General features: G+C 69.3%; 15 protein-coding genes. 1 reads left to right on the forward strand and 14 read right to left on the reverse strand.

The window, feature by feature from the left end:
• Window positions 1–499 (reverse strand): N-acetylmuramic acid 6-phosphate etherase (locus DI269_RS15285; RefSeq protein ID WP_232822760.1); only part of this gene is annotated, 499 nt, incomplete at its 3' end.
• 102 nt (window positions 500–601) lie between these two features.
• On the opposite strand from DI269_RS15285, the gene DI269_RS15290 reads away from it, so the two are divergent.
• Entirely contained in the window at window positions 602–1,483 is an 882-nt protein-coding gene (locus DI269_RS15290; protein ID WP_112137297.1) for a MurR/RpiR family transcriptional regulator, read from the forward strand.
• A gap of 49 nt (window positions 1,484–1,532) precedes the next feature.
• Here DI269_RS15290 and DI269_RS15295 read toward each other — a convergent pair whose 3' ends face one another.
• The 13 genes from DI269_RS15295 to rplP form a co-directional block, all read right to left on the reverse strand.
• Window positions 1,533–2,198 carry a peptidoglycan recognition protein family protein gene (locus tag DI269_RS15295; RefSeq protein WP_112137299.1) on the reverse strand — a complete coding sequence of 222 codons (666 nt, stop codon included), beginning with the start codon at window positions 2,196–2,198 and terminating at the stop codon, window positions 1,533–1,535.
• A 51-nt stretch (window positions 2,199–2,249) separates the two neighbouring features.
• Window positions 2,250–2,945: a GH25 family lysozyme gene (locus tag DI269_RS15300; protein ID WP_408612302.1), complete on the reverse strand. Its 696-nt coding sequence runs from the start codon at window positions 2,943–2,945 to the stop codon at window positions 2,250–2,252.
• 215 nt (window positions 2,946–3,160) lie between these two features.
• On the reverse strand, window positions 3,161–4,954 hold the full coding sequence (locus tag DI269_RS15305) for a glycoside hydrolase family 3 protein (protein WP_198667457.1): 1,794 nt from the start codon (window positions 4,952–4,954) through the stop codon (window positions 3,161–3,163).
• Window positions 4,955–5,085: 131 nt separating this feature from the next.
• Complete coding sequence (gene rplR / locus DI269_RS15310) at window positions 5,086–5,481, reverse strand: 50S ribosomal protein L18 (RefSeq protein WP_112137303.1); 396 nt, start codon at window positions 5,479–5,481, stop codon at window positions 5,086–5,088.
• Entirely contained in the window at window positions 5,481–6,020 is a 540-nt protein-coding gene (gene rplF, locus DI269_RS15315; protein WP_112137305.1) for a 50S ribosomal protein L6, read from the reverse strand. Before rplF ends, rplR begins: the two co-directional genes overlap by 1 nt.
• A 16-nt stretch (window positions 6,021–6,036) precedes the next feature.
• Entirely contained in the window at window positions 6,037–6,444 is a 408-nt protein-coding gene (gene rpsH, locus DI269_RS15320) for a 30S ribosomal protein S8 (protein ID WP_112137307.1), read from the reverse strand.
• A gap of 85 nt (window positions 6,445–6,529) precedes the next feature.
• Window positions 6,530–6,715, reverse strand: coding sequence for a type Z 30S ribosomal protein S14 (locus DI269_RS15325; protein ID WP_030155111.1), 186 nt, complete (start codon window positions 6,713–6,715; stop codon window positions 6,530–6,532).
• Entirely contained in the window at window positions 6,715–7,284 is a 570-nt protein-coding gene (rplE, locus tag DI269_RS15330) for a 50S ribosomal protein L5 (RefSeq protein ID WP_112137309.1), read from the reverse strand. The genes DI269_RS15325 and rplE overlap by 1 nt, the downstream gene beginning before the upstream one ends.
• Window positions 7,284–7,598, reverse strand: coding sequence for a 50S ribosomal protein L24 (gene rplX, locus DI269_RS15335; RefSeq protein WP_112137311.1), 315 nt, complete (start codon window positions 7,596–7,598; stop codon window positions 7,284–7,286). Before rplX ends, rplE begins: the two co-directional genes overlap by 1 nt.
• A 3-nt stretch (window positions 7,599–7,601) precedes the next feature.
• Entirely contained in the window at window positions 7,602–7,967 is a 366-nt protein-coding gene (gene rplN, locus DI269_RS15340) for a 50S ribosomal protein L14 (RefSeq protein ID WP_091039823.1), read from the reverse strand.
• Window positions 7,968–7,979: 12 nt separating this feature from the next.
• Complete coding sequence (rpsQ, locus tag DI269_RS15345; RefSeq protein WP_112137313.1) at window positions 7,980–8,249, reverse strand: 30S ribosomal protein S17; 270 nt, start codon at window positions 8,247–8,249, stop codon at window positions 7,980–7,982.
• On the reverse strand, window positions 8,246–8,479 hold the full coding sequence (rpmC, locus tag DI269_RS15350) for a 50S ribosomal protein L29 (protein ID WP_112137315.1): 234 nt from the start codon (window positions 8,477–8,479) through the stop codon (window positions 8,246–8,248). The genes rpsQ and rpmC overlap by 4 nt, the downstream gene beginning before the upstream one ends.
• A 2-nt stretch (window positions 8,480–8,481) precedes the next feature.
• On the reverse strand, window positions 8,482–8,907 hold the full coding sequence (rplP, locus tag DI269_RS15355; protein ID WP_030155127.1) for a 50S ribosomal protein L16: 426 nt from the start codon (window positions 8,905–8,907) through the stop codon (window positions 8,482–8,484).
• Window positions 8,908–9,023: the final 116 nt, after the last annotated feature.

A 9,023-nucleotide genomic window follows, 5' to 3' on the forward strand; every position in this document is an offset into this window, starting at 1 on the left:
GCCGCGCCTCGCGCACGGCCGCGACCACGAACGGCGTGCGGCCGCTCGCGGCCAGGCCCACGACCGCGTCGGCCGGGCCGATCCCGTCGGCCGCGATCGCCGCCTTCCCCGCGGCCTCGTCGTCCTCGGTGCCCTCGACCGCGCCGCCCTCGGCGGCCTTGCCGCCGGCGATGATCGCCTTGATCAGGTCCGGGTCGGTCGAGAACGTCGGCGGGCACTCGGCGGCGTCCATGACCGCCATCCGCCCGGCCGTCCCGGCGCCGACGTACCGCAGTCGCCCGCCCTTCGCGAGCCGCTCGGCCACGGCGTCGATCGCGGCGGCCACCTCGGGGAGCACCGCCGCGACGGCGGCCGATACGCTCGCGTCGGCCTCGTTCATGGTCCGCGCCAGATCAAGGGTCGACAATCCCTCGATCCCCGCGTAGCGCGGGTCGGCCCGCTCGGTGGCCAGCATTGCCAGGAGGGTGCGCGCCTTGAGGCGCTCGGTCGGTTCACTCACAGTTGCGAGCGTAGCGCAATGAAGTAAAATTTCACCCACCAAGTCTCAGGTGAAGAATCGCGCCGACCCGTGGCGGCCGGGCCGCGGGTGTAACGTGACGTCATGCCAGCAAGCCGCACCGACACGCCCAACCTCCTGGTGCTCATCAAGTCGGTCCTGCCTTCCCTCTCGAAGGCCGAGACCAAGGTCGCCCAAGAGATCATCCGCGAGCCCGAGGCCGCCTCGACGCGGACCATCACCGAACTCGCCCGCGCCGCGGGCACCTCCGAGGCCACCGTCGTGCGCTTCTGCCGCTCCCTCGGCCTCGCCGGGCACCGCGAGCTGCGCATGCGGGCCGCCCAGGCGGTCATCGGCACCGGCGACGGCCCCGACCGCGAGATCGCCGGCGGCGACATCCCCACCGGCGCCGACATGTCGCGCATCATCGCCACCGTCTCGTACGCCGACATGGGCGCCATCACCGACACCGCGAACGCCCTCGACACCGCCGCCTGCGAAGCCGCGGTCGCGGCCCTGGCCGCGGCCGGGCGCGTCGACGTGTTCGGCGTCGAGGCCTCCGGGATCGTCGCGGCCGACCTGGTCAAGAAGCTGCACCGCATCGGCTCCATCGCGTTCTCGTGGCCCGACGTCCACTCCGCGCTCGTCGCCTCCGCCCTCGCCGGGCCCAAGGACGTCGCCGTCGCGATCTCCCACTCCGGCGCGACGACCGAGACCGTGGAGTTCCTGGAGGCCGCCCGCGACAGGGAGGCCGTCACCATCGCTATCACCAACCACGCCCGGTCGCCGCTGGCGCAGACCGCGGACCTGGTCCTGACGACGGCCGCGCGCGAGACGACGTTCCGCTCCGGCGCCACCGTCAGCCGCATCGCGCAGCTCATGGTCGTCGACTGCCTGTTCGTCGGCGTCGCGGCCAAGCAGCGCAAGCGCACCGCGAAGGCCCTCGCCGCAACCGCGGCCGCGGTCTCGCACCGGCAGCGGACGTGACGATCGCGCGCGGCGGTCACCGTCGCCGCGCGCGACCAGCTTGCGCGCCTTACTCGAAGCGGGCGCTCTCGACTTCGTCCCGCAGCTGCGGGAGGCGGTCGTGGAAGATGCCGGGGCACAGGGTCGAGTTGAAGTCCATGTGCCCGTATATCTCACTCGACGGTATCCCGTACTGCTCGCACGCGAACGCGCAGACCGTCACCAGCGACTCCCACTGCGCGGCAGGGGGTTCGGCGCCCTCGTGATAGGACCCCTCGTTGGAGATCCCGAGGGCGGTGGTGTTCTGGCCCGAGGTGTGGATGCCCTGGATGAAGCGCTGCCCTGCGAGGAGCGCCGCGAGGCTTCCGGTGGTGCCCTCGGTGATCCAGCCGCCGCGGCTGACGATGAAGTTGTAGCCGGTGTCGCGCCAGCCGTTGTCGTCCATGTGCAGGTCCTGCACCCACCGCGCGTGGGCGTGGGCCCGCGCGCGCGAGAAGTCCGACGTGTTCGGCGCGACCGTGTGGTGCACGATGAGCTTCGCCGGCCTGCGGTTGATGACCGGGTTGGTGCCGTTGGGGGTCCGCGCGCCCCATTCGGTCGTGGAGTCGACGTCGGGTTCGACTGCTTGGATGTCGTTGTCCGCGTGGGCGGACGAGGCGCCGAGCGCGGTGGCCCCGGCGGCGATCAGTGCGCCGGTCCCGAACAGGACCCGGCGCCGGATGCGGTGGTCGTCCATTGCCTGCCTCCAAGCGGGGCCCGGACCGGCCGGCCCGGACCCCGCGGCGCGCTAGGTGTTGTTCGCCAGTGCGAGGAGTCGCGAGGCCGAACCGTTGAAGTAGTTCCGGTCCACGTTCCCGGAGATGCCCGAGACCGATCCGGTGGCGGTGTACTGCCAGAACGTCCAGGTGGTGCTGCTCCACCCGGCCGGGAGCGACGGGGTCGAGGCGCCCCAGTGCGCGACCCACAGGGGGCTCTTGGAGGCCATGCCGGTCCACGAGCCGGTGCAGGTGTTCCACCACGAGGCGGTCGTGTAGATGACGACGTCGCGGCCGGTCCTCGCCTTGTACGTGTTGTAGAAGTCGGTGATCCAGTTGCGCATCGAGGTGGTGCTCAGGCCGTAGCAGGCCGCGCCCGACGGCGGGGCCTCCAGGTCGACCGCGCCGGGGAGGGTGAGTCCGTCGGCCGACCACGCGCCGCCGTTGGAGGCGAAGAAGTTCGCCTGGTCGGCGCCGGTGGAGGAGTTCGGCCGCGCGAAGTGGTATGCGCCGCGGATGACGCCCGCGGCGTGGGCGGCCGGGTAGTTGGTGTTGAACCGGGCGTCCTTGAAGGTGGTGCCCTCGGTCGCCTTGATGTAGGCGAACTGGATGCCGGCGGCCTTCACCGAGCTCCAGTTGATCGAGCCCTGGTAGTTGGAGACGTCGATGCCGGCGAGGCCCTGGGCCTGCGCGGGGCTCGCGATGGCGAGTCCGGTGGCGGTGAGGATCGTGGAGAGGAAGAGCACGACCGCGGCGCGGAGGCCGTGGCGTCTTCGGGTGGTTCGGAGGGTTGCGAAACGGTTCACACGGTGCTCCCTGCTTGTCAGGAGATCATCCATTTGATGGGGAGGTGCCGGGTATGGCACCTGCATCAGTATGGAGACAATCTCCACAATGAGTCAAGCCCGTGAAAATAACTTTCCGTTGCGTGAGGGTGAACGAGCTAGCGGTAGCCGAGGCCGTGGCCGAAGGGGTAGAGGACTTCCCCTGAGGCGGCCGGGACGTCGACCGGGAGCGCCCCGGTCGGCGCGATCGCACCGGCGATGACCTTCGCAAGGGCCGCAAGGGAGGGCGCGGCGTACGAGTACGCCACGAGGCTCGCGTTGACGCCGCCGAGGTGCGCGGCGTCGTAGGGGGTGCCGACCGCGGCGGCCACCACGGGGGCCGGGCCTTCCAGCAGGGCGGCAACGAGATCGGCCTGCGGGGAGCCGGCCCGGACGTTCCTGGTGGCGACGACGACGAAGTCGCGGCCCGCCGCGGCGGCCTTGGCGGCCGCGATCGCATCATCGCCGGGTTCGTCGCCCGTGGCGAGGGCGTCCGCGTCGATCCCGTTGGCGCTCAAGGTGTCGGCAAGGCGCCGGGTCGTGGTCTCGCCCCAGCCGGTCACCAGCACCGAGCCGCCCGCGAGCGGCAGCGTGCCGTCGTTGGCCAGGAGCGTGACCGAGCGGTCGGCGATGTCGGCGGCCGCGGCCCGGTTCGCGTCGGACCCGACCGTCTCGGCGGCGGCGCTCCCGTCGGCCTCGAAACCGTCCATAATGCCCCGTGAATGCTTCAATGCGAGAATGCGGCGCACCGATTCGTCGATGCGTTCCTCGGTGAGTTCCCCTGCGGCGACGGCGTTCAGGACGGCCTCGTAGGCGAGCGGGAAGTCCGGGGGCATCAGCAGCAGGTCGGCCCCGGCGAGGAGCGCGAGGACCGGGACGCGGTCGTCGCCGTACTCGGTGCGCACGCCCTGCATGTCGAGCGCGTCGGTGACCACGACGCCGTCGAAGCCGAGCCGCTCGCGCAGCAGCCCGGTGAGGATCGGGTGCGAGAGCGTCGCGGGCGCGAGCGAGTCGTCCAGGGCGGGGAACTGCAGGTGGGCGGACATGACCATGTCAGTCCCGGCCGCGATCGCGGCCGCGAAGGGCGGGGCGTCGATCCGCTCCCACTCCTCGGCGGTGTGCGTGATGACCGGCAGGCCCACGTGGCTGTCGGTCCCGGTGTCGCCGTGGCCCGGGAAGTGCTTGGCGGACACCGCCACTCCCCCGGCCTGGTACCCGCGCACCTGCGCGGCCGCGAAATCGGCCACCAGACCCGGGTCGGAACCGAAGGACCGCACCCCGATGACCGGGTTCGCCGGGTCCACATTGACATCCGCATCGGGCGCGAAATTGTGGTTCAGGCCCATCGCACGCAATTCCGCACCGGCGATCTCGGCGGCCCGCTCGGCCGCGTCGAGGTCGCGCGTCGCGCCCAGCGGCATCGCCCCGGGGAACTGCGTGGCGGGCTCGCCGATGCGCACGACCGAGCCGTACTCCTGGTCGGTCGCGATGAGCAGCGGCACGGCCGAGGCGGCCTGGAGCCCGTTCGAGAGCGCCGCGATCTGCTCGGGACCGGTGAGGCCGTTGGCCCAGTCGAAGTAGATGACCCCGCCGGGGCGGTACGTCGCGACGAACGCGGCCCCGGTGTCGGCCCCGAGGCGCTCCCGGTTCGAGACGACCGCGTCCGTGTTGCCGGTGTCCGAGGTCTCGCCGTGGACGTAGACCATGAACAGCTGGCCGACCTTGTCCTCCAAGGACATCGACGCGAGCAGGTCCCCGACCGGGTCCTCGGTCGTCTCCTCCACCGGCTCGTCCCCTTCCGGTTCGCCCCCGCGGTCCGCGGTGGCCTCGGCGATCACGACGCCGCCCCCGACGACCGCGAAGGCCGCCGTGACGCTGGAGAGCAGCACGGTCTTTCGGGAGACGGGACGCACCCGCCCATACTCGCGCAGGGACCGGACAGGCCCGCACCGGCCCCCGCCAGAAACAGTCCAAATCACCCCGAAACACAACGAAGCCGGGAGGAGCAGTGCTCCTCCCGGCTTCGTGAAGCCGTTCTAGCGGACTAGAACTTCAGGCCGGCCTCGCGGGCGGCGTCGGCCAGGGCCGCAACGCGGCCGTGGTACTTGACGCCGCCGCGGTCGAAGACCACGGCCTCGACGCCGGCGGCCTTGGCGCGCTCGGCGACCAGCTTGCCGACTTCCTTGGCCTTGGCGGTCTTGTCGCCCTCGAAGGCGCGCAGACCGGGCTCCACCGTTGACGCGGCGGCCAGCGTGTGGCCGTTCACGTCGTCGATGACCTGGGCCACGATGTGCTTCGAGGAGCGGAAGACGGCGAGACGCGGCTGAGCCGTCGTGCCCGCGATCTTCTTGCGACCGCGGAAGTGCCGGCGGTTCTTGCCGATCCGGCGGCGCTCGGACACCGACCCGGACGGGCGGCGGTTTTCGAGTTTGCTCGCCATTACTTACCTGCCTTCCCGGCCTTGCGGCGGATGCGCTCGTCGACGTACTTGACGCCCTTGCCCTTGTAGGGCTCCGGCGGACGCAGTCGGCGGATGTTCGCGGCGACCTGGCCGACCAGCTGCTTGTCGATACCCTCGATGTGCAGCAGGGTCGGCTTCTCGACCGTGAACGAGATGCCCTCCGGAGCGTCGACCTGGATGGTGTGGGAGAAGCCGAGGCTCATCTCCACGCCCTTGCCCTTGGCCTGCGCCCGGTAACCGGTGCCGTTGATCTCCAGGGACTTCTTGTAGCCCTCAGAGACGCCGACGACCATGTTGTTCACGAGGCTCCGCGCCAGGCCGTGGAGGGCCCGGGACTTGCGCTCGTCGTTGGGCCGGGTCACATCGAAGGACCCGTCCTCGTTCTTCTCGATGCCGATCGGCTCGGGCAGCTCAGTGCTGAGCTGGCCCTTGGGGCCCTTCACGGTCACCGTCGCGCCGTCGATCTTGACGTCGACGCCGGAGGGCACCAGAATCGGCTGCTTCCCAATGCGGGACATGCTTAATACCCTCCTGCTACCAGACGTAGGCGATGACTTCGCCGCCCACGCCGCGCTTGCGAGCCTGGCGGTCGGTCAGCAGGCCCTGGGACGTGGACACGATGGCCACACCCAGGCCGCCGAGGACGCGCGGCAGCTCAGTGGACTTGGCGTAGACCCGCAGGCCCGGCTTGGAGACGCGGCGCAGGCCCGCAAGGGACCGCTCGCGGCGCTCGCCGAACTTCAGGTCGATCACCAGGGTCTTGCCGACCTTGCCCTCTTCGGGCTCCTCGGCACGCCAGTCGGCGATGTAGCCCTCCTGCTTGAGGACCTCCGCGATGGAGGCCTTCATCTTGGAGTGCGGCATCGCGAGCTGGTCGTGGTACGCCTGGTTGGCGTTCCGCAGACGAGTCAGCATGTCTGCGATCGGGTCGGTCATTGTCATTAGCGTTTTTTACCTTTCTCACCCCGGTTCCCCGCCTTGTGAACCATGGCGGGGCCTGTGGCGATCGGAGCTATGGGCCCTGGATTTACCAGGAAGCCTTGTGGACGCCCGGGAGTTCACCCGCGTGGGCCATGTCGCGCACGCAGACGCGGCACAGGCCGAACTTGCGGTAGACGGCCTTCGGCCGCCCGCACTTCTGGCAGCGGGTGTAGGCGCGCACGGCGAACTTCGGCTTCCGCTTGGCCTTCGCGATGAGGGCTTTCTTCGCCATTAGTCGTTCTCCTTGAACGGGAAGCCGAGCAGCTTCAGGAACGCCCGGCCTTCGTCGTCGGTCTTCGCGGTGGTCACCAGCGTGATGTCCATACCGCGAACCCGGTCGATCTTGTCCTGGTCGATCTCGGGGAACACGGACTGCTCCGTGAGACCGAAGGTGTAGTTCCCGTTGCCGTCGAACTGCTGGTCCGAGAGCCCGCGGAAGTCGCGGATGCGCGGCAGCGCGATCGCCAGGAGGCGGTCGAGGAACTCCCACATGCGGTCGCCGCGGAGGGTCACCTTCGCGCCGATCGCCTGGCCCTCACGCAGCTTGAACTGCGCGATCGACTTCTTCGCCAGGCGGACCAGGGGCTTCTGCCCCGTGATCGTCGCCAGGTCGGCAAGCGCACCGTTGATGAGCTTGGAGTCCCGGGCGGCCTCGCCGACACCCATGTTCACCACGATCTTGGTCAGACCGGGGATCTGGTGGATGTTGACGTACTTGAACTGCTCCTGGAGCGCCGGGCGGATGTCGGAGCGGTAGGTCTCCTTCAGCCGGGGCTGCGTCTTCTCTGCAACGTCAGTCATTACAGGTCCTTACCCGTCCGCTTTGAAACGCGGACCTTGCGGCCGTCGTCGCCGAACCGGTAGCCGACGCGGGTCGGCTGGTTGTCGGCGTCGAGCACCTGCACGTTCGACACGTGGATCGCCGACTCCTGGGTGACGATGCCACCGGTCTTCGATCCGCGGGCCGTCTGGCCGGCCTTGATGTGCTTGGTGATGCGGTTGACACCCTCGACGAGCACGCGCTCACGGTCGGGGTACGCCTCCAGCACCAGGCCCTCGGCGCCCTTGTCCTTGCCCGCGATGACGCGGACTCGGTCGCCCTTCTTGATCTTCATCTCTTACAGCACCTCCGGTGCGAGGGAGATGATCTTCATGAACTGCTTGTCGCGCAGCTCACGGGCGACCGGCCCGAAGATGCGGGTCCCTCGCGGTTCGCCGTCCTTGACGAGGACGGCGGCGTTCTCGTCGAACTTGATGTACGTGCCGTCGGGACGGCGCGTCTCCTTGACCGTGCGGACGATGACGGCCTTGACGACGTCGCCCTTCTTCACCCCGGCACCCGGGGTGGCGTCCTTGACGGAAGCCACGATCGTGTCGCCGATACCGGCGTAGCGTCGGCCGGAGCCGCCGAGCACCCGGATGCACAGGATCTCCCGTGCACCGGTGTTGTCGGCGACCTTGAGCCGCGACTCTTGCTGAATCACGTCCCGGTCCCCCTACTTCGCCTTCTCGAGGATCTCGACGATGCGGAACCGCTTGGTCTTCGACAGGGGACGGGTCTCCATGATGGAGACGCGGTCGCCGATCGAGGCCTCGTTGTTCTCGTCGTGAGCCTTGTACTTCTTGTTGGACTTGATGACCTTGCCGTAGAGGGCGTGCTTCTTGCGGTCCTCGACCTCGACCACGGCGGTCTTGTCCATCTTGTCGCCGACGACCAGGCCTTCAAGGACCTTGCGCCGACCGCGAGTCTGAGTTTCCTCGCTCACTTCTCAACCTCCTCCGGCGCGGCGCTGAGGCCCAGCCGGCGCTCGTTCATGACGGTGTAGATCCGCGCGATCTCCTTGCGGACCAGACCGAGCTCGTGGTTGTTCTCCAGCTGGCCGGTGGCGTTCCGGACGCGCAGGTTGAACAGCTCTTCCTTCTTCTCCACGAGCTTCGCCTGGAGTTCCTTGGCGCTGAGCTCGCGCAGCTCACCGGTGTCGATACCAGTAGCCATGACTACTCACCCGCCCCTTCGCGAGAGACGATGCGGCACTTCATGGGGAGCTTGTGGATCGCCCGCTGGAGCGCCTCGTGGGCGGTCTCCTCGCTGGGGTACGACAGCTCGAACATGACGCGGCCGGGCTTGACGTTGGCCACCCAGTACTCGGGCGAGCCCTTGCCGGAACCCTGACGGGTCTCGGCCGGCTTCTTGGTGATGGCGCGGTCCGGGAAGATCGTGATCCACACCTTGCCGCCACGCTTGATGTGGCGGGTCATGGCGATACGAGCGGACTCGATCTGGCGGTTGGTCACGTAGCTGTGCTCCAGCGCCTGGATGCCGTACTCGCCGAAGGAGACCTTCGTGCCGCGAGTGGCCTTGCCCTTGCGCTTCGGAGCGTGAGGCTTCCGGTAACCGCGCGGCGGTTTCCGTGGCATGAGCATGTCGCTTAGCCCTCCTGCTTCTCAGTGGCGGGCGCGGCGGCGGGGGCCTCGGCAGTCTGCGCGGCGGCTCCGCGGCCACCACGGCCGCGACCACCGCGGGCGGCGCCACCGGCACC

This window comes from Glycomyces dulcitolivorans (assembly GCF_003265355.1).
Taxonomy (GTDB): Bacteria; Actinomycetota; Actinomycetes; order Mycobacteriales; family Micromonosporaceae; genus Glycomyces; species Glycomyces dulcitolivorans.

Coding starts and splice junctions, on each gene's coding strand:
- DI269_RS15290 (WP_112137297.1), top strand. CDS start 602: ATGCCAGCAAGCCGCACCGACACGCCCAACCTCCTGGTGCTCATCAAG.
- DI269_RS15295 (WP_112137299.1), bottom strand. CDS start 2,198: ATGGACGACCACCGCATCCGGCGCCGGGTCCTGTTCGGGACCGGCGCA.
- rplR (WP_112137303.1), bottom strand. CDS start 5,481: ATGGCGAGCAAACTCGAAAACCGCCGCCCGTCCGGGTCGGTGTCCGAG.
- rplF (WP_112137305.1), bottom strand. CDS start 6,020: ATGTCCCGCATTGGGAAGCAGCCGATTCTGGTGCCCTCCGGCGTCGAC.
- rpsH (WP_112137307.1), bottom strand. CDS start 6,444: ATGACAATGACCGACCCGATCGCAGACATGCTGACTCGTCTGCGGAAC.
- DI269_RS15325 (WP_030155111.1), bottom strand. CDS start 6,715: ATGGCGAAGAAAGCCCTCATCGCGAAGGCCAAGCGGAAGCCGAAGTTC.
- rplE (WP_112137309.1), bottom strand. CDS start 7,284: ATGACTGACGTTGCAGAGAAGACGCAGCCCCGGCTGAAGGAGACCTAC.
- rplX (WP_112137311.1), bottom strand. CDS start 7,598: ATGAAGATCAAGAAGGGCGACCGAGTCCGCGTCATCGCGGGCAAGGAC.
- rpmC (WP_112137315.1), bottom strand. CDS start 8,479: ATGGCTACTGGTATCGACACCGGTGAGCTGCGCGAGCTCAGCGCCAAG.
- rplP (WP_030155127.1), bottom strand. CDS start 8,907: ATGCTCATGCCACGGAAACCGCCGCGCGGTTACCGGAAGCCTCACGCT.